Here is an 18,582-nt window from a genome sequence, read left to right on the forward strand (position 1 = left end):
TCACGAGGTTCGGATTCAAGGGACGAGTCGAAGTTCCTGGTATAGGGATTCGGCCACTTGCCTGGCGAATGACTCGTCGATGTTGACGTATTTGACGTAGCTCTTGTGCTCAGGATTCGACTGCTCGGCGGGCGCTGTCTGAGGGTTGAGCGCGGTGAGTTGCGGCAGCAGCCCGCTGCGCAGCACGGCAGCGCGGGCGTGGAGATGTGGTAGCTGCATGCGTTTCGGGGCATAAAGTTCCCGCCGCAGCGGGTTGTAGCGCAGCACCCAGCGTTTTGCGCGAGCGAGTTCGGCGTACACCACCGTGCGCTTGTCGGCGATGAAGCCGCTCATGCCGATCCAGTAGATATAGCGGTGGGTGTTGTAACGCTGATATCGGTAGGCGCCGTGGAGAGGCGGCTCGCCGTGGCCTTCGACATCTGTCCAGATGTCACTTCCTCCCTCGGACATTTTCTGCGGCTCGATGCCGCCAGGCCCCCGCTGTACGCCACGCTCGGCAAGCATTTCTTGGAAGCGGGGAAGACGCCGGGCGAGTTGATCCGCAGCACGGTCCTCGAAGGCGATGCCGAGTGCCTGGCAGAGAGCGCGGCAGTCCTCAGGATCCGCCAGTGTCACCATCCGCACCGACGGGCCGCCAGCCTGCCGAAATGGCGGAAGCGGCATCACGGACTGCGCGAGGGCGGCGATGTCGGAGCCAGGGTCCTCGTGCAGCCGTTCCAGCCGCTGCATGAGCCAGAGCGGCCTTTGCCCCACCAGGAGGGCGTGTCCTCCGGAATTGGGCATGGTGGTGAGGACCGGTGGCGTCACGCTCCAGGTCCGGGCCTCCCAGTCCACTTCGGCGTGACCGAGAACCTGCAGGTTGTACAGCGCGATGCGCCAGTCCGGCACGAAACTCTTCTGCTCGCCCTTCTCCAGCCACGCGTACGTGTCGCGGAAGGCATCGAGGCTCCCGGCACCGCGTTCGGAGCACCACAGGAGTAGCTCGTCATGCACGATTCATTTCCCTGACGTGTAGTCGGCCCAGTCTTGTGCACAGGCCACCGGGGCGGTGATGTCTCCCGAGGTCAACCTGCGCCAGTCGGCTTGGCTGAGAAGATTCCAGCTCCCTGAAGGCGCGCCATGCGTGCCGGCTTGGATGACCGGGGCTCGCCGGACCCTGGCGTTCCGGGAACTGGTCACCTGAAGCACCCATAGAGCTTGGAAAGGCAGAGCATCGAGCAGCGGTTCGACGTCGATCGCGTGAGGTACGTGGTCCATGGTTGCGATCCAGGCCGGCACTTCGGGGACGAGCTGGGCAGCGAGGCGATTCCCACCTAGGGCGTAGATCGAGCCGCCGATGCGCAGGAGACTCATCGAAGGAAGCGGGTCGCGATGGTAGCTCCCGAAGAACGAGCCGGATAAATGGCCGGGCGGCAGCCAAGGGGCACGCGCCGAGAGCCTTACCGTGTTCTGCATCCTGCTGGGGATGGTGGCCAGCTTGTCGCTCCTTGGAGGGAGCGCTAACAGTGGCAGGGCAACGCTCTCCCGGTAGCGCTCGACCAGGGTGAAGACGAGCTTGCGGTTCCCGACCTCGATCTGGTGCTCGCCGACGGAGTGCACCAGATCCGCCAGCCGGATCGTGATCGTGTCCGTCGCGGCCGGGTAAACCGGCGGCAAAGGGACCCCGTTGATGGTGACAGTGCGAGGATGGTCACCGGGAGTCGCTGGCAGAACCAGGTCGGGTGCGTACCCGAGGAGGAAGGTCTGTCTGCCGCCATCGATGCGGAGGCCGCCGGACAGGCGAGCCAACTGCTGGTGCAGCGGGGCCAACGGGCCGACGACGCCGGGGACCGTCGCGGATCGGGTTGGTGTGTAGCCGCTGAACAATGTCCAGCCGGGCGGCACCTGAACCCTGCGGGGCTGGCGCACGGAGTCTGATCCACAGGCGAGCATCACCGCCTCGGCCTGTGCTGCGTAGGCATTCTTCACCAATACCCGATGCGGTACCCCGACTTCCGCTGTATTGACGGACGTCCACTTCCCGACCAGGTCGTTGGCCTGGAGGACGTAGAGGTCGCGGGCGGGGAGTATCAAGGTGGCGGCGTCGGCAGCCAGTTCAAGCGCCGTCCCCGGGGTGACCTTCTGGTCCGGAGGTGCGAGAGGTAGCCATTCTGCGCCTGAGGGAACCCTGATGACGTCGCCGTTCAGGCTGAGCGATTCGAGACGGAGGTGGGAGGGAACGCGGGCTGCGATGCCGTACGGGAAACCGCCGGCTTCGGTTGTGAGAGAAAGAGGCACACACGGCAGGCCAGCAGCGTTTCTCGGGAGCCCGTCATAGTGGGTGAGTTCCTGCTGCAGGATGCTAGCCAGGATTGGTCGCAGCTGCGGCGATGCCAGGGCGCGCTGGATTCGCGGGCTCGGCCGATTGAGCCGCACCCACTCCTGAAACCGGGCGAGGAGTTCCGCTTCGGGGACGGAATCTCCCGGCTGCGCTCCGATCGTTGACAGGAACAGCCCGACCTGTACGCGGTCGGATCCCACCAGAACAGCTTGGGACAGGGACCAGCCGATGTTGACCTGGGTCGGATGGGGAATGGCGGAGGGCAGGCCGCGATGGCCCCGCTCATGCTCGATCAGCCACCACTTCAGGTGATCCCACAGAGTTGGGACGATCACGTCATAGCCGTCCGGCATGCCTGAGCCTTCGTACAGGCCGAGCAGATCGCGGAGCGGGCCGTAGTAGGAGAACCTGCCGAGCGTGGTGTCCTCGGAGCGGTTCATCCGGGAGGCGGCGAGCACCGTCGCCGCGAGCACAGCGATGAACGGAGGAGTGCCAACGGCCCCTTTTCGTCGCCACTGGCGAGCGCGGGAGGCGACGCCGTCGAAGGGGTTGCGGCCGAAGACTACGCTTCTGATGGCGGCCCGGAAGTCGTCAGCGGCAGCCGGGGGAGCTACGGCGACCTTGGTCCGACTGGCCAGCAGGTCGGCCAGCAGGGCATCATCCACTGACAGGTACACAGGGGTTGCCGCTTCGCGGGTGGCGAAGAAGTGTTCCGCGAGCGTTCTGTTCCAACCGTCATAGTCCATGGGCAACCCCCCTCATTTGCGTAGGAAGAAGTTAGCCCATCGGTGGGACATTGGTCGCTTTTCGAACACCCGTTCGGATATTCTCCGCCGCTGGCGTCCGTGCAGCTGCCGGACTGCCTTGACAATCGAGGTTTTCTCCGGTGAGCTCCCTGTGTCAAGACTCTGAGCAGATCAACTTCGGGGAGTGCCTCCGTTGACCGCCGCACGATCGTCAGCCCGAACTCGGCCTATGGGGAAGGTGCTTTCCCTCTTCACCGGAGCGGGTGGCCTTGACGTAGGTCTGGAGCGGGCAGGGCTGGACACCGTCGCGTGCGTGGAACTCGACGCCGACGCCAGGTCTGTACTCGCGGCCAATCGGCCGGGATGGGCCCTGCCCGGCGATGGAGACGTCAACACGGCTGCCCAGCAACTCGTACCCCGGGCGCTGGGCATGAAGCCCGGCGAACTCGAACTCATCGCGGGGGGACCGCCGTGTCAGCCTTTCTCCAAGGCCGCGCAGTGGGCTTCGACGGCCCGTAGCGGCATGCAAGACGACCGGGCTAAATGTGTGCACGGGATGCTCGACCTGGTTGAGAGTTTCCTCCCGAAGGCATTGCTCATCGAGAACGTCGAGGGGTTCCTGCGAGGCAACGACAATGCCTCCGAGGTCATCGACGAGGGACTCGCGGGCATCAATGACCGGCATGGCACTGCCTACCGGCTGGTGGCCGAGGTTGTCGACGCGGCCGACTTCGGGGTGCCACAGCACCGGCGCCGGGCCATCGGCATCGCCTACCGGGATGGTGCGGAGGTCCACCTGCCGGAGGCCACCCACGCGGACAACCCGATGCGGGCCTGGGATGTGCTCTGGGATCTCGAAGAGAACGAGAAGCCGTCCGCCACAGGTCAGTGGGCGGCGTTGTTGCCTTCCATCCCCGAAGGCGGCAACTACCTCCATCTCACGGCCCGTGGTGACGGGGAGGAACTTTTCGGCTGGCGAACCCGGTATTGGTCGTTTCTGCTGAAGCTGGCCAAGGACCGGCCGTCCTGGACCTTGCCGGCGTCTCCCGGACCGAGCACTGGGCCGTTCCATTGGGACAATCGGCCCCTGTCCGTGCGGGAGCAGATGCGCTTGCAGACCTTCCCCGACGAATGGCGCATCGACCACCCGTTCCGCGCCGGCCGACGGATGGTGGGTAACGCGACCCCCCCGCTCCTTGCAGAGGTGTTGGGGCGGACGATCGTGGGAGACCTTGAACTGGGCGAAGCTTCGGCCAGGACTCGCCTCTTGGAAGAAACGCCTTCTTTGTTGCCGGTGCGTCAACTGAGAGTCCCGCGCGCCGTCGCACCCGTTCCAATACCTGAGGCGTACCAACCGCAGGTGGGCGCCAAGGAGGCCCATCCAGGCGAGGGGGTTGGACCTTCTCCAAGAAGGGTGGCGGCGAGGGGGTGACCTGCCCCTAATCTGTTGGTGGGTGAACCCGAGGTGGAGGTACCAGGGGCTGCTGGTGGGGAGGGGCGCGGGGGCGGTCTTGATAAGTCTCACGCGAGCGGCGGTGTCGCCAGCGTTGGAGACGTGGATGCCCATCTTGGCGAGGACGAAGGCGCCGAAGCCGTTGTCCTGGACGTTGTGGGCGCTGCGGAGGGCTTCGACGTAGAAGCGCCGGCCGGGGGAGCGAAGGCCCTTGTCGTAGGCCATCCGGCGAGGTAAGACCCGCGGGCGGCTTTGGCGTAGAGCCGGTGTTCGACGGCGTTGGTGTCGCGGCGTGGTCGAGGAGGTCGGCGCTCAGGGTGAGGTAGCTGGTGGCCTGGTCCAGGAGCCTGGCTCCGCCCAGCTGATCGTCGAGTACACGGATGAACGGTCCCTGGCTGCCATTGAGCGTTCCTCAGCCCAGAAGTTTCTTCGGATGGGGCGCCAGGTGCTCGCGCGAATCGGTGAGGGAGGCTTCGCCCGTCCGCGTGGTCCATGCGCGGTAGCGTCGCCGAGAGAACCCATCAGGGAAGGAACGATCACCGGATGCCGCACAGGACTGATGTCGCCGACAGGCGCGGCCTGATCCTCGACTTCGCCGGGGTGCTTACTGCCAGCCCGATCGATGTCCACCGCGCCTGGTGCGTGTCAGAAGGGCTGGATCCGGGCGCGTGGCGCAGCACTCTCAACGATCACCCTGAGGGCCGGCGTCTGTACGCGGCTCTGGAGATAGGGGAGATCGGGCAGGCCGAGTGGAACGAGGGCACGGCGCCACTGTTGGGTGCGCATGTGGATCCGGTGAACCTGATGGGGCGGGCTTGGGCCGGGTGCCCGCAGCCCGTCGGATGGTCGCGCTCGCGCGTGCCGCGCGTGCCGCCGGCCACCGGCTTGCCCTGCTGTCCAACAGCTTCGGCCTCGACCCGTTCAACCCGTACGAACACGTCGGCATCTGGGACCTGTTCGACGTGCACGTCGTCTCCGAGCTGGTCGGCATGGCGAAACCCGATCCAGCGATCTACGAATTCGCCCTGGAGCAGATCGGGCTGCCTGCCGAGCGGTGCGTGTTCGTGGACGATCACGCGGTGAACCTTCCGCCGGCCGCCGATCTGGGCATCGCCACGGTCCACGTCACGGACGAGGATGAGGCCGTGACCGAGTTGGAGGCCCTCCTCGGTGTCACAGCGGTGCTCGCCGCGTGAACCCAACTGCGTTCTGATCATGGGCTGTCGGCTCCACCGCTCCAGCCAGTACTGTCCGTGTGGGGCCCATCACGCGGAGGTTCTGGAGTATGCAGTGGTCGGAATACACCACCTCTGAGCGCTTGAAGGCGCTGCGCGGCGGCATGACACAGGAGCAATTGGCGGAGGCGGCCGGCGTGTCCGTCGGCGTGGTCCGCAAGCTCGAACGCGGCGGAACGGCTTCCCTCCCGTCCCTGCTGTCGATTGCCGACGCACTCGGTACGGACATCGCCGTGCTCCTCGGCCAGCAGGCGCCACGGCGGTCCATGGACCGCGACGAGCGGGCCGCGTTGCGCCTGGTCTCCGCAGCCACCCACGACGCCGCCATCGGCATCCCCGCCGATGTCGAGCCGGGCACCGTCGAAGAGCTCCGCGCCGTCGTCCGTCGCGCGGACGCCGCGTACTGGGCAGGCCGGTACACCGAGCTCGGCACTCTTCTGGGGCGGCTCCTGCCTGAGGCGCGGGCCAGGTTCGACGCGGCCGGTCTCGATGAGCGGGAAGCCGCCGCGGCCGCTGCCCGGGCCGGCGGTAGTCCCCAGGGCTCACGGAGGTCGGCTGCGACGACCGACTCCTTCACGGCTTGCCCTTGACTGTTCAGGATCTCGGCGGCCTCGCTGGTGAACGCGTGCATGGTGGCCGTGTGCAGATCTCAGGCCGGCAGTTCGAACCACTCGTTCTCGCGTGCACTCTCGACGTGGCCGTAGCTCGCGCCGTCTCCACCGCACTGCACCGAAATCCTGGGTTCACTGCCCGCCAACGGCCCAAGAGCGCGATCCCCGCCGCGCCGCACCTCGCGGTCGGCCACGATGTCTTTCACGACTGCTTCGAGGATCGTCGCACGCTGCTTCGGGAGCGACTCGGTTGATCGCCGCACGGCGAGCAGGGCCAGCAGGACGGGGATCAGGGGCGTCTCACACAGCAGGGCGTCCTGCGCCAGTGCTGATCGCACCCATGCCGCGCGCTCGGCAACCCAGCCCGGCCTGTCCGCCGCCTTGGGAAGCCTCTGCGCCGCGGCCAATTCGAGGACTGTGGTCACGGTGCTCTCCGCTGTGGATGGTGACCGCAGGCGCAAGGCCGGCCATCCGAGCGTGGCAGCCTGACCATAGGCGACATCGCGGGTGGCCAGCAGGATGCAGACTCCTTCGGGCACAGCCGCGACAAGACTGGAGATTTCACTGACGACCTTCGACCGGTGATCGTAGGTCTCGTCGAGCGAGTCGAGGATCAGAGCGACGCCACCGTCCTCGTCCAGGCGTTCGTTGATTTCGGAGGTGAGAACACTCCGGTCTGCCGGCCTGTCGTCGCGTACGGCCGCAGCGATGAGGCGATCCCGGAAACCCGCTTGTGAACCCGACCTGTTGACTTCGCGAAGCGATACCCGCACGGGAAGAGGCAGAGCGCGATCCGAAGCCAGATGTGCTGCCAGACTCCTCAACGCAGTGCTCTTCCCACCTCCGGGCAAGCCGGTCAGAATGACGCGGCCACGGCGGAGGAAAGCCCAGATCAGCTCACTCTCGTCCCGGTCGTCGTCCGGATTCGTGCCGACCTTGATGCCCGCGTCCGCTTGGGCGAGAGGGAGGTTGGGCAACTCAGCTCCCAGCGAGCGCAGATCGATCTCAGAACCCTCCCGGGCGAGGCGCTGCCTGTACCGTTCCAGTGCTAACCGCCGGGTCTCCAGCACGGCCGCCGGGGATCCCTTGGTGCTGCTGATGTTGATGCCCTCACCATGCAGAGCATCCAGCCAGCCGGTGAGACTGTGCCCGCCCCGGAGCCGGGCTGTGCGGCCAGCGATCTTCGTCAGCGCTGTCCACGCTCCACGAGCCGAGTCGTTCCCGTCGTCGTCCACAACGCGGCGCAAGTGGCCCATGGCCATCTGCGACTCCGGGTCGTCCGGCTCCTCTACCCGCAGCTCCCAGATCACCGCGCACTTGAGGGCCAGCGTGCGTTCGGGCTCGCCCAAGGCGCCCAGGAGAGCCCGAACATCCGCCAGGACCTCGGCCTCCTCCTTCGTGGGTGAGCCAGGGTGGTCGGTCCGCTCGCGATTCAGGACTTGCTGCAGCTTTCTTATAGGCCCGCTCAGCGTTCCCGAGACGATCACCAGGCGATCCCTGGCGGGATCAAGACCAACCCTGGCGGCCTGCACCCACTGGGCCACGGCTTCTTTAAGGGGCTTGCCGGCGGTCAGGCTCCGCTTGGCCTGGACTAGCGCACGCTGTCCTGACTCGAAGTCGATCCTGATGTCGTCGACAGGATCATCGGTTTCCAACGACACAGACGCCACTCGGGCAAGTGCGGGAGGGATCTCGATCCCCGGCAGCGGAACACCTGAGAGTCCACATGCCACTGCGTACGCAGCAACGCCGCGCCGGTATTCAGTACCCGCATCGCCGGAAGCGCCTGCGACGCTCCCAGACCTCGCCCTTGAGCTGCCGACCACACATAAAGCCTACGCGGCCGGTGCCGCCTTGAAGGGACATCCAGGAGAGACTCGGCCACTCCTCGATCACCATCACGGCGGACACGTACACGAGCCTGCTTCCCGAGGTCTTGCGATCGCCGAGGCTGCGGCCCGTCTCGTCCCGCGTGCACGCGCTCCTCGCGACGTGCCGGATGGTGCTGACCGTTTGGGGGTTACTTCGGGGGCTGCCACCCTGTCCGCTCACGCAGCGCTCACGCAAACGGCCCCGGACGAGATGTCCGAGGCCGAGTGAGGCCCCTCCCTGGGGGATAAAACCCAGGTCAGAGCGGTAATGCATGGTGCCCCCGGCAGGATTCGAACCTGCGACACCCGCTTTAGGAGAGCGGTGCTCTATCCCCTGAGCTACGAAGGCGTGACGTGCCCGTGGAGTGGTACGCCGCCGTCAGTGTAGCGGGTGGGGGCGGGCGGGCGAGGGGGTTGCCCCGGCGGCCCCCGCGAGGGGTGGGGGCTCGCCGCGGCCGCGGTCCCCGGCTGCGGGGTTGACCCCCGGGAGGGGGGCGCATAGCGTCGCCCGCTGGGGTAAGCGAGCGCTCAGGAGGTCCTCGTGGTGGTGTCCGGTGGGCAGGCGGGGGAAGCGCGGTTGACCGCGCCCGGGGCGCCCTTCGCCGTCGAGGGCGGGGTCTATGCCGGCGGGCCCCGCACCCTGCGGGAGTTCGTCGAGGTCACCTGGGCCTACGGGGACCGGGTGTTCCTCGTGTCCGAGAGCGGGCGGATGACCTATCGGGAGTTCTTCGACGCCGCTTGCGGGCTCGCGCGCACGCTCGTCGGGGAGTACGGGCTGCGGCCCGGAGACCGGGCCGTCGTCGCCATGCGCAACCTTCCCGAGTGGCAGGTCGCCTTCTGGGCCGCGCAGCTCGCCGGGCTCGTCGCCGTACCCCTCAACGCCTGGTGGACCGAGGACGAGTTCGCGTACGCCCTCGACGACTGCGCGCCGGGCGTGCTCCTCGTCGACGGCGAGCGGGTCGGGCGGGTCCGGGCCTGGGCCCGGCGGAACCGGGTGCCCGGGATCGTCTTCCAGGGGGAGGGAGAGGCGGAGGACGGGTTCGTCGCCTACGTCGTCGACGACGATCCGCTCCTCGGGCCTCCGGTCGTCGACGTCCTGCCCGAGCACGACGCCACCATCCTCTACACCTCCGGCACCACCGGCCGCCCCAAGGGCGCCGTCGCCACCCACCTCGCGCAGGCCGGGGCCGCCATGAACCCCCGGTACTTCGCCGCCGCGGCCGCCCTCGCGCGCGGGGACGTGCCCGGGGCCGGGCCCGCGCCCGTTTCGCTGACCACGTTCCCCTTGTTCCACGTCGCCGCCTTCACCTCCTTCTACGCCGTGATGGCCGCCGGCGGCACCCTGGTCATGATGCGGAAGTGGGACGCGGGCCGGGCTCTCGAACTGATCCGCGAGCATCGCGTGACCCACTACGCAGGCGTGCCCACCACCGCGCTCCAGCTGCTCGACCTCGCCCGCTCCACCGGCGACCCGCTCGAGAGCCTCACCCTGCTCAGCACCGGGGGCGCCGCCGCCCCGCCCGGCATCGTCGCCGGGATCAGCGCCGGGTACGGGGAGCGCGTCGAGCCCCGCAACGGCTACGGGCTCACGGAGACCAGCGGCGGGGTGCTGTCCAACGTCGGCGCCGAGTACCGCGCCCATCCCGGGAGCGTCGGGCGCCCCTCGCCCGCCACCGAGGTGCGGATCGACCGGCCCGACGCGGACGGCGTGGGCGAGCTGTGGCTGCGCGGGCAGTCGTTGATCCGGGGGTACTGGCGCGACGAGGCCGCCACCCGCGCCGCGTTCACCGACGACGGCTGGTTCAGGACCGGGGACCTCGCCCGGGTCGACGCGGACGGCCGGGTCAGCATCGTCGACCGGCTCACCGACATGGTGATCCGCGGCGGCGAGAACGTGTACTGCGTCGAGGTCGAGGCGGTTCTGCAGGAGCACCCGGACGTCGTCGACGCCGCCGTACTCGGTGTCCCCCACCCCCTGTGGGGGGAGGAGGTCGTCGCCGTCGTACGGCTGCGGCCCGGCGCCCATTCCCGACCCGGAGCCCACCCCCGTCCCGGCGGAGTCCATCCCGGCACCCAGGCCCCCGGCGTCGACACCGAGCGGCTTCGGGAGCACGTCGGGGCTCGTCTCGCCGCGTTCAAGGTGCCCGCCCGGATCGTCGTGCGGGAGGAGGAGCTGCCCCGGAACCCGACCGGGAAGATCCTCAAGCGGGAGTTGCGGGAGGCGCTGCTCAGCTCCGGGTGATGCGCACCCGGTAGCCGCCGTCCGCGTCCTCGTCGAGCACCTCGATCCGGATGCCGTTGGCGCGGTCCGTGAACGTCTCGCCGGGCTGGTACGGGGCGTCCGACAGCTCCGCGTGGACGTTGGCGCGTCGGGTGCAGCCGCCGCTCGCGCGTTCGCTGTCCGACACGGTGACCGGGCCGTGGCCGGTGTCCACGTCGGACTCCACCCGGTAGACGAGGACGCCCGGTTCGCACACCGCCTCGTCGTTGCCGTCCTGGCTGCGGACCTCGACCGCGTACCCGGAGGTGTCGGAGAGCGGGACGACCGCGAGCTTGGGGCCGCCCGTGACGGCGAGCGGGGTGAGGGTGTGGTCGGCGGTGCCGGGGCGGGAGGCGCAGCCGACCTGGTCGTTGTCGAGCCAGCCCAGCTTCCACTTGTGCCAGGCGAGGAAGTCGTTGTTGGCTCCCCAGTCCTCGGACATGATGTCCCAGTGCCCGACGGTCCCGCCGCCGTCCGCGGTGTACAGGTCGGGCAGGCCGAAGACGTGTCCGTTCTCGTGCGGCAGGACCCGGTAGCCGGTCTCGGCGAAGCTGCCCGAGCCGTCGTCCTGGCGGCTGTAGACGAAGGACGTGTTGGCGAGCGGCACGCCGTCGGCGTAGGGGGCGTCGGCGTTGCCGGAGAACGTCACGGACAGGACGGTGTCGAGGGCGGAGGGCCCGGCGTTCGGCGTGACCAGGACGTTGACCAGGTCGTAGGCGCTGAAGTCCACCTTCGGGTCGGCCGCCGTCACGATGTCCTCGACGAGGGAGCGGTAGCCCGGTTCGTACGGTGCGCCGCGCTCGATCCCGTACGCGGAGAAGGTCCTGGGCATCCGCAGCCAGTCGGGTATCGGGGTCTCGGCCTTGTACGTCAGGCGCCCGTACGAGCTGGTGCGGAACCAGTCGGCGGTCTGCGGGAAGAACTCGCGGAAGCGGCCCATCGCCGTGCCGTCCCCGGGTACGTCGGGGAAGTCGACCATCAAGGTGAGGGCCTTGACCTGGCCCGTGGAGCGCACGTAGCCGGGGGCCGTGGGCAGCCCCTCCGACATCTGCACCCCCATCGTGGTGGCGATGCGGCACGGTCCGAGCTGGGCGGCGCCGGGCGCGGTGGCCACGGGGCCGGCGGAGGCGGGGGCCGGCCCGGGGAGGGTGGTGCTCGCGGAGGCGAGCAGGGTGAGGGAGAGCGCCGTGGTCGCGGCCAGGGCGACGGTTCTGGGTATCCGTCGGCGGGGGTGCTGCATACGGGCGCCTCTCCGGTGGGGGCAGGTCGGCGGCACGGGCCCTCTCCGGTCTCGCGGGGCCGCGCTGTGCGATTCAGCCTGTGACGAGGTGTTCGGGTGCGCGCGCCGGGTGGCCCGATCGTGGGTATTCCGCCTCCCGGCCCGTCCGGGACCGGGGTCGTCCGCGGGCACCGGGCGGCCGGTCTTCCGCCCTCACCCCCGTCTGTGACCGGGGTCACATGCGGGACGGGAAATATCCGGGGAGTGCGTCCCCGTTTACGCCTGTGTTCGAAGAAGTGGGGAGTCCTTCCCCGGATGTCGGGGAGTCCTTCCCCGGATGCCGAAGGCCCTTTCCCGGATGCCGGGGCCCTTTCCCGAATGTCGGGAAGTCCTTCCCGGATGCACGAGACGACTGTCAGGAGGCCGTGGCGTGACCCGTACCGCCGACACCGCGCCCGCACGTCGGGTACCCCGCCCGCGCGCCGACGCCCTGCGCAACCGCGAGCGGATCGTGACGGCGGCTCGCGAGATGTTCGTCGAGTTCGGCCCCCAGGTGCCGTACGACGAGATCGCGCGCCGAGCCGGCGTCGGCAACGCCACGCTCTACCGGAACTTCCCCGAGCGGACCGACCTCGTCCACGAGGTCGTCCTCTCGATCGTGGGCCGCGTCACCGGGATCGCCGTACGGGCCGCCGAGGAGGAGGCCGACACCTTTGCCGCACTCCGGCGCTTCACCCACGCCGCCGCCGACGAACGCATCGGCGCCCTGTGCCCGATGCTCGACGGTGCCTTCGACAGGGAGCACCCGGAGCTGACCGTCGAGCGGGAACGCCTGGAGGAGGCCGTCCAGGCGCTCGTCGACCGCGCCCAGCGGTCCGGCCGGCTCCGCTCCGACGTCGGCGTCGGGGACCTGATGGTGGCGGTCTCCCAGCTGACCCGCCCGCTGCCGGGAACGGCCTGCGGCACCACCTTCGACCAGTTCGTCCACCGTCATCTGCAGCTGTTCCTCGACGGCCTGGAAGCGCCCGCGCGCTCCGAGCTGCTCGGGTCGCCCGCCACCCTCGAGGGCCTGAGGCGCGACTTCCGTCCGTCGCGACCGACTTCGGGGCCTCGACCCCAATGACGTAAGCCGCGTTCCCTCACCCGTATCTCCGCACCCGCAGCTCCTTCGCCCGCTTTCCCTTCGCCCGCTTTCCCTTCGCCCTTTTTCACCCCGTACGCGCCAAGAGGTGGCTCCACCCATGCCGAAAACCCCCGACCACACCGTGACCCACGCCGACCCGGGCCGCTGGAAGGCGCTCGTCTTCATCGCCCTCGCCCAGCTGATGGTCGTGCTCGACGCGACGATCGTGAACATCGCCCTGCCGTCCGCGCAGCAGGACCTCGGCATCTCCGACGGCAACCGGCAGTGGGTCATCACCGCCTACGCCCTCGCCTTCGGCGGTCTGCTCCTCTTCGGCGGCCGCATAGCCGACCTGTGGGGCCGCAAGCGCACCTTCGTCGTCGGCCTGATCGGCTTCGCCGCCGCCTCCGCCCTCGGCGGCGCCGCGAGCGGCGAGGCCATGATGCTCGGTGCCCGCGCGCTCCAGGGCGCCTTCGGCGCGCTCCTCGCGCCCGCCGCGCTCTCGCTGCTCGCGGTGACCTTCACCGACGCCAAGGAGCGCGCCAAGGCCTTCGGCATCTACGGCGCGATCGCCGGCGGCGGCGGCGCCGTGGGCCTGATCCTCGGCGGTTTCCTCACCGAGTACCTGAACTGGCGCTGGACCTTCTACGTCAACATCCCGTTCGCGATCGTCGCCGCCGTCGGCGCGTACCTCGTCATCCGTGAGCCCGCGGGCGGCCGCAACCGCTCCCCGCTCGACGTCCCCGGCGTGATCCTGTCCACCCTGGGCCTGGTCGCGCTCGTGTACGGCTTCACCCGCGCCGAGTCCGAGGGCTGGAGCGACGCCGGCACGATCGGCATGTTCGTGAGCTCGGTGGTGCTGCTCGGCGTCTTCGTCCTCGTCGAGTCGCGCGTGAAGGCCCCGCTGCTGCCGCTGCGCGTCCTGACCGACCGCAACCGCGGCGGTGTCTACCTGTCGCTGGGTCTCGCCGTCATCTCGATGTTCGGCCTGTTCCTCTTCCTGACGTACTACCTCCAGGTCGTGAAGGGCTACTCGCCGGTCATGACGGGCTTCGCGTTCCTGCCCATGATCGTGGGCATGATCATCGGCTCGACCCAGATCGGTACGCGCCTGATGACCCGGGTCCCGCCGCGGCTGCTCATGGCCCCCGGCTTCCTGACCGCGGGCGTCGGCATGCTGCTGCTCACGCAGCTGGAGATCGACACCTCGTACGCCGGTCTGATCCTGCCCGCCCAGCTGCTGCTCGGCCTGGGCATGGGTACGGCCTTCATGCCGGCCATGTCGCTCGCGACGCTCGGCGTGGACCCGCGGGACGCCGGAGTGGCCTCCGCGATGGTCAACACCTCGCAGCAGGTCGGCGGCGCCATCGGTACGGCCCTGCTGAACACGATCGCCGCCTCGGCGACGACCGCGTACCTGACCGACAACGCGGCCGGCGCGACCACCCCGGCCGGCCAGAGGTTGCTCCAGCTCCAGGGCATGGTCGAGGGCTACACCGCGGCGATCTGGTGGGCCGTCGGCATCCTGGTCGTCTCGGCCGCGATCGCCTTCGTCCTGATCAACACCGGGAAGCCGGACATGGGGGCCGTCGCCGGGTCCGGCGAGGGCGCGGACGGCGAGCTGAAGGTGCCGGTCATCGTCCACTGACCCCAGCCCTGGGGTCGGGTGATCCCGGCTTCGGGGTCGGATGATCCCCGCCTCGGGTCGGGTGGTCCCAGCTGCGGGATCGGGCCTGCCTGGTTCCCACCCCCCGAGGCCCGCCCTGGTTCCCACCCCCCGAGGCCCGCCCTGGTTCCCACCCCCCGGGCCCGCCCCGGTTCCGACCCCGACCCCGACGCCTGCCCTGGTCCCGCGAGCCGTGTGCTCAGCGGAGCCAGGGCAGGTCCGCGTCCGGGTCCTGGGGTTCGAGGCCCTCCGCCATGGTCCGCATGATCGCGCCGAGCTGTTCCACCTGCTCGGCGGAGAGCCGGTCGAAGAGGGCCTGGCGTACGGCCGCCACATGGCCCGGCGCGGTCCGGCGCAGGACGTCCGTCCCCTCGTCGGTCAGCAGGGCGAACTGCCCGCGCCTGTCGGAGGGGCAGTCCTCGCGCCGCACCCACCCGTTCTTCTCCAGGCGGGTGACCGCGTGGGAGAGCCGGGAGCGGGTGATCTTGGCGCTCTTGGCCAGTTCCGTCATCCGGAGGCGGCGGCGGGGGGCCTGGGAGAGCTGGACGAGCAGTCCGTAGTAGATGTGCGGCATTCCGGCGTCGCGCTGCAACTGGCGGTCGAGGTGGTCCTCCAGGAGCGTGGTGGCGTGCAGGTACGCGCGCCAGACGTGCTGTTCCTCGTCGCTGAGCCAGCGGGGTGCGGTCATGTCTCCCATGGTTCCCATCGTACGACTCATTCTTGAAAGTTGAACTATGTAGTCCGGCGCTGCATGCTGGGGGGGAGCTTGAAGTTTCAATCACTACGTCGGTTGCCGGAGGTCGTCGTCATGGACGCCACGCTCGCCCGTATGCCCGCCCGCATGCCCGCCCTCTACCTGTCCCACGGCGCCCCGCCCCTCGCCGACGATCCCCTCTGGCCCGGCCAGCTCGCCGCCTGGTCCGCGGACCTCCCGCGCCCCACGGCGATCCTCATGGTCTCCGCCCACTGGGAGGAGGCCCCGCTCGCGCTCGGCGCGGTCGAGACCGTCCCCCTCGTGTACGACTTCTGGGGCTTCCCCGAGCACTACTACCGGGTCCGGTACGAGGCTCCCGGCGCGCCCGCCCTCGCCGACGCCGTCCGCAAGCTGCTCCGCGCGCCGGGCACGCCCGTGCAGGACCTCCCCGACCGGGGCCTCGACCACGGCGCCTACGTGCCGCTCGTCGAGATGTTCCCGGCCGCGGACATCCCCGTACTCCAGATCTCCCTGCCCACCCTCGACCCGCGCCGGCTCATGGACATCGGACGCAGGCTCGCCCCGCTGCGCGACGAGGGCGTCCTCATCGTGGGCAGCGGCTTCTTCACCCACAACCTCGCCGCCCTCCGTCACACCGGCGGCGGGGTGCCGGGCTGGTCCGCCGAGTTCGACGCGTGGGGCCGGGAGGCCCTCGCCGCGCACGACGTCGACGCCCTGCTCGACTTCGCGCACGCCTCGCCCGCCGGCCGCCTCGCCCACCCGAGTACGGAACACTTCGCGCCCCTCTTCGTGACCCTGGGCGCCGCGGACGCGGCCGGCGACCTCGACGGGCAGCGGTCGGTGATCGACGGGTTCTGGATGGGGCTCGCGAAGAGGTCCCTGCAGTTCGGCTGAGCTCGCGCGCGCGGGCCCCGGCCGCCCCGCAGCCTTCTGTCGCGCTTCAGAACACCGGCGGGTTCAGCTCGACCGACCGGACGGCCGCCGCGAGCGCGAGCGGATCGGCCACGTCGAGCGCCGTGTCGGTGAACTTGATCGTGTGGTCGTCGCCGTGGGCCGCCGCCCGCTCGAAGACCTCCTCGGGGGTGAGGGACGTGGGCGCGTGGGGCGCCGCCTCCACCGGCGTGTACGCGGCGGTCACCGCGGCCGCCGCCGTCCACGCCGCCGCAAGGCTCGGCGCCCACAGCTCGCGGGGGAGCGCGGGCAGGGAGCGCAGCACCGCGTTCGGCGCGGTCGCCGCGTGGACCAGCATGATCGGCTCGCCATGGCCGTGCGTCGCGTACCGGTGCGTGGCGGCCGTCACCAGCTCCTCGAGCCGCGCCCGTGCCGTGTCCGGATCCGGGGCCGTCCCCCACACCGGGAACCCCGTCAGCCGGGTGAGCCGCGTTCGCATCCCGCCGTCCTGCTCGGGAATCGGCGGTACGGCGTCCAGGGCGGCCGCCGCCGTGGGCGCCGCGGCCAGCGGGGTGGGCGCCGGAAGCGGCTGGTGGCGGGCCGCCCAGTAGCCGAGGGCGTGCGCGAGTTCAGCGCGGCGCGGGGCCGTCTCCGCCTCGGGGGACGCCAGGAGGGTGCGTACGGCATGTCCGGTACGGATCACGGGATGCGTCGCTCCACCCGCGATCCCGGGCAGCAGCCGGGGCCACCACTCGGCGAGGACCTCCCGCCAGGGGCGCCCGTCGAGTTCGCGCCCGAAGAAGCGGGTCCAGTCGGTGATCCGGGCCGGGTCGCCGAGCGCCTCGTGCCAGTCGCCGGCCGTGACGGGGCGGGAAGGGGAGGGCAGCTCCTCCAGTTTGTGGGCGTAGCGATCCAGCCAACGGTGCACGGCCGGGGCCTGGCCGCGGTGGACCAGGGCCTCGACGGCCATCGGGGCGTGATTGGTGAGCCAGCCGTTGCGCTCGGGGCCGGTGGTGTGGAGGCGTTCGAGTGCTTCGTCCAGGGTGCCGGTGGTGTCGCTCATGCCGAGGACGCTAGGGCGGGGGAGGGCTGCGACGTAACGGGCGCGGGACCTAGTCCGCGAGGCGGAGGGCGACCCGGGCCTCGGCGCGGGAAGCAGGCAACCCGCTGACCTGTCCGGGCGTCTGGAGAGACGGCGGCGCATGTGATCGCGGTCTCACGACAGTGTGGTCGGCCTCCCCGCGAGCGCCGTCGTATCACCCTCCGTGCCCGGTCTGACCTGCGCCTCCGTGGGTTCCGGCGCCATGCCCGAAGGGGCGGTGGCCGCGCAGGATACTGCATGATCTCGAAAATCCATGTGCCGCGTGGGAATTCTGTCCTGATTCCAGTCGTTGTTTCCGTCGGATGCAGGGCACCCGTAAGGGTGTCGCGACCTACTCAGCAAGGGAGCTCGCATGGCAACCCGTGCCGTCGCCCGTCGTCAGACCTCCGCCAAGAGCGGGGCCGCACGGGCAAGCAGCGTTCGCGCCGTGGGCGGGGAGATCGCCGACCGCGACCTGGTCGGCATGTACCTCGACGAGATCGCGCGCACGCCCCTGCTCGACGCCGCCAAGGAGGTCGAGCTCTCCCAGACGATCGAGGCGGGTGTGTACGCCCGGCAGGTCCTGGACGGCGAGGTGCAGACCGAGGCCGGCGGGGCGAGCCGCGAGGAGCTCGAAGCGCTGGTCGCCGAGGGCGAACGTGCCAAGGACCTCTTCATCAAGTCCAACCTGCGGCTCGTGGTGGCCGTGGCCCGCCGCTACCCGCGCAGCGGGCTGCCGCTGCTCGACCTGATCCAGGAGGGGAACGCGGGCCTGGTGCGCGCGGTCGAGAAGTTCGACTACGCGAAGGGCTTCAAGTTCTCCACGTACGCGACGTGGTGGATCCGCCAGGCCATCACCCGCTCCATCGCGGACCAGTCCCGCACGATCCGGCTCCCCGTCCACCTCGTGGAGGAGCTCGGCCGGATCCGGCGGGTGCAGCGCGAGTTCAACCGGGAGAACGGCCGGGAGCCCGAGCCCGCGGAGATCGCCAAGGAGCTCGGCTCGAACCCCGAGCGGGTCATCGACGTCCTGGACTGGGCGCGTGACCCGGTCTCGCTGAACATGTCGGTGGACGACCAGGGCGAGACGCAGTTCGGCGACCTCCTGGAGGACACGTCGGCCATCTCCCCGGAGCAGTCGGTGCTCACGCTGCTGCGCAGCGAGGAGCTCGACGACCTCATCGGCAAGCTCGACCACCGGACGGCGTCGATCATCCGCATGCGGTACGGGATCGAGGACGGCCGCGAGCGGACCCTGACGGAGGTCGGCAAGCAGCACGGCCTGACGAGGGAGCGGATCCGCCAGATCGAGAAGCACGCCCTGCTCGAACTCAAGAAGATGGCCCGCGACACCGGCTTCGACGCGGTGGCCTGACGGGCCCCGGGCCCCG

The 18,582-nt window shown here is 69.8% G+C and carries 13 protein-coding genes, 1 tRNA gene and 1 pseudogene; 8 read left to right on the top strand and 7 right to left on the bottom strand.

The annotated features are described in order from the left end of the window. Nucleotides 1-15 precede the first annotated feature (15 nt). Nucleotides 16-993, bottom strand: coding sequence for a hypothetical protein (locus ABZ567_RS25435; protein ID WP_360793773.1), 978 nt, complete (start codon nt 991-993; stop codon nt 16-18). A gap of 3 nt (nt 994-996) precedes the next feature. Further along, nucleotides 997-3,066, bottom strand: coding sequence for a hypothetical protein (locus ABZ567_RS25440; RefSeq protein ID WP_360793775.1), 2,070 nt, complete (start codon nt 3,064-3,066; stop codon nt 997-999). A gap of 229 nt (nt 3,067-3,295) precedes the next feature. On the opposite strand from ABZ567_RS25440, the gene ABZ567_RS25445 reads away from it, so the two are divergent. The 3 genes and pseudogenes from ABZ567_RS25445 to ABZ567_RS25455 all read left to right on the top strand — a co-directional run bounded on the left by ABZ567_RS25445 (nt 3,296) and on the right by ABZ567_RS25455 (nt 6,344). Continuing rightward, nucleotides 3,296-4,498 carry a DNA cytosine methyltransferase gene (locus ABZ567_RS25445; protein ID WP_360793777.1) on the top strand — a complete coding sequence of 401 codons (1,203 nt, stop codon included), beginning with the start codon at nt 3,296-3,298 and terminating at the stop codon, nt 4,496-4,498. Between the two features lie 564 nt (nt 4,499-5,062). Further along, nucleotides 5,063-5,715 (top strand): annotated as a pseudogene (locus ABZ567_RS25450) (HAD-IA family hydrolase). A gap of 89 nt (nt 5,716-5,804) precedes the next feature. Continuing rightward, nucleotides 5,805-6,344, top strand: a complete 540-nt coding sequence (locus tag ABZ567_RS25455) for a helix-turn-helix domain-containing protein (RefSeq protein WP_360793779.1) — start codon at nt 5,805-5,807, stop codon at nt 6,342-6,344. Between the two features lie 59 nt (nt 6,345-6,403). On the opposite strand, the gene ABZ567_RS25460 is transcribed toward ABZ567_RS25455, so the two are convergent. After that, the gene (locus tag ABZ567_RS25460) at nt 6,404-8,026 is read right to left on the bottom strand and encodes a DUF2890 domain-containing protein (protein ID WP_360793781.1); all 1,623 of its coding nucleotides are present in this window, start codon (nt 8,024-8,026) and stop codon (nt 6,404-6,406) included. A 483-nt stretch (nt 8,027-8,509) separates the two neighbouring features. Then, a tRNA-Arg gene (locus tag ABZ567_RS25465) sits at nt 8,510-8,585 on the bottom strand. Between the two features lie 198 nt (nt 8,586-8,783). Between ABZ567_RS25465 and ABZ567_RS25470 the strand changes: the two genes are divergently transcribed. After that, nucleotides 8,784-10,478, top strand: a complete 1,695-nt coding sequence (locus ABZ567_RS25470; protein WP_360793853.1) for a class I adenylate-forming enzyme family protein — start codon at nt 8,784-8,786, stop codon at nt 10,476-10,478. On the opposite strand, the gene ABZ567_RS25475 is transcribed toward ABZ567_RS25470, so the two are convergent. Then, nucleotides 10,465-11,736 (bottom strand): M6 family metalloprotease domain-containing protein, encoded by a 1,272-nt coding sequence (locus ABZ567_RS25475; protein ID WP_360793783.1) that lies wholly within the window; start codon nt 11,734-11,736, stop codon nt 10,465-10,467. The two genes, ABZ567_RS25470 and ABZ567_RS25475, sit on opposite strands and share 14 nt — an antisense overlap. Nucleotides 11,737-12,145: 409 nt before the next feature. Here ABZ567_RS25475 and ABZ567_RS25480 point away from each other — a divergent pair, with 409 nt between their 5' ends. Both ABZ567_RS25480 and ABZ567_RS25485 read left to right on the top strand, forming a co-directional pair. Beyond that, on the top strand, nt 12,146-12,838 hold the full coding sequence (locus ABZ567_RS25480; protein WP_360793785.1) for a TetR/AcrR family transcriptional regulator: 693 nt from the start codon (nt 12,146-12,148) through the stop codon (nt 12,836-12,838). Nucleotides 12,839-12,956: 118 nt separating this feature from the next. After that, nucleotides 12,957-14,486 carry an MFS transporter gene (locus ABZ567_RS25485; RefSeq protein WP_360793787.1) on the top strand — a complete coding sequence of 510 codons (1,530 nt, stop codon included), beginning with the start codon at nt 12,957-12,959 and terminating at the stop codon, nt 14,484-14,486. Between the two features lie 217 nt (nt 14,487-14,703). Here the strand turns inward: ABZ567_RS25485 and ABZ567_RS25490 are convergent, their stop codons facing one another. Next, on the bottom strand, nt 14,704-15,210 hold the full coding sequence (locus ABZ567_RS25490; RefSeq protein ID WP_360793789.1) for a MarR family transcriptional regulator: 507 nt from the start codon (nt 15,208-15,210) through the stop codon (nt 14,704-14,706). 102 nt (nt 15,211-15,312) lie between these two features. Here ABZ567_RS25490 and ABZ567_RS25495 point away from each other — a divergent pair, with 102 nt between their 5' ends. Next, on the top strand, nt 15,313-16,113 hold the full coding sequence (locus ABZ567_RS25495) for a class III extradiol ring-cleavage dioxygenase (protein ID WP_360793791.1): 801 nt from the start codon (nt 15,313-15,315) through the stop codon (nt 16,111-16,113). A 46-nt stretch (nt 16,114-16,159) separates the two neighbouring features. On the opposite strand, the gene ABZ567_RS25500 is transcribed toward ABZ567_RS25495, so the two are convergent. After that, nucleotides 16,160-17,173, bottom strand: coding sequence for a questin oxidase family protein (locus tag ABZ567_RS25500; protein ID WP_360793793.1), 1,014 nt, complete (start codon nt 17,171-17,173; stop codon nt 16,160-16,162). 391 nt (nt 17,174-17,564) lie between these two features. On the opposite strand from ABZ567_RS25500, the gene ABZ567_RS25505 reads away from it, so the two are divergent. Beyond that, a complete protein-coding gene (locus tag ABZ567_RS25505; RefSeq protein ID WP_360793795.1) occupies nt 17,565-18,566 on the top strand; it encodes a sigma-70 family RNA polymerase sigma factor in 1,002 nt (333 codons plus the stop codon). The last annotated feature ends 16 nt before the right edge of the window (nt 18,567-18,582 follow it).

Source organism: Streptomyces sp. NPDC016459, from assembly GCF_040632845.1.
GTDB lineage: Bacteria > Actinomycetota > Actinomycetes > Streptomycetales > Streptomycetaceae > Streptomyces.

Bases quoted from the DNA above. Each gene is read 5' to 3' on its own strand.
- ABZ567_RS25440 (WP_360793775.1), bottom strand. From the start codon at position 3,066: ATGGACTATGACGGTTGGAACAGAACGCTCGCGGAACACTTCTTCGCC.
- ABZ567_RS25445 (WP_360793777.1), top strand. From the start codon at position 3,296: ATGGGGAAGGTGCTTTCCCTCTTCACCGGAGCGGGTGGCCTTGACGTA.
- ABZ567_RS25455 (WP_360793779.1), top strand. From the start codon at position 5,805: ATGCAGTGGTCGGAATACACCACCTCTGAGCGCTTGAAGGCGCTGCGC.
- ABZ567_RS25475 (WP_360793783.1), bottom strand. From the start codon at position 11,736: ATGCAGCACCCCCGCCGACGGATACCCAGAACCGTCGCCCTGGCCGCG.
- ABZ567_RS25485 (WP_360793787.1), top strand. From the start codon at position 12,957: ATGCCGAAAACCCCCGACCACACCGTGACCCACGCCGACCCGGGCCGC.
- ABZ567_RS25490 (WP_360793789.1), bottom strand. From the start codon at position 15,210: ATGGGAACCATGGGAGACATGACCGCACCCCGCTGGCTCAGCGACGAG.
- ABZ567_RS25495 (WP_360793791.1), top strand. From the start codon at position 15,313: ATGGACGCCACGCTCGCCCGTATGCCCGCCCGCATGCCCGCCCTCTAC.
- ABZ567_RS25500 (WP_360793793.1), bottom strand. From the start codon at position 17,173: ATGAGCGACACCACCGGCACCCTGGACGAAGCACTCGAACGCCTCCAC.
- ABZ567_RS25505 (WP_360793795.1), top strand. From the start codon at position 17,565: ATGGCAACCCGTGCCGTCGCCCGTCGTCAGACCTCCGCCAAGAGCGGG.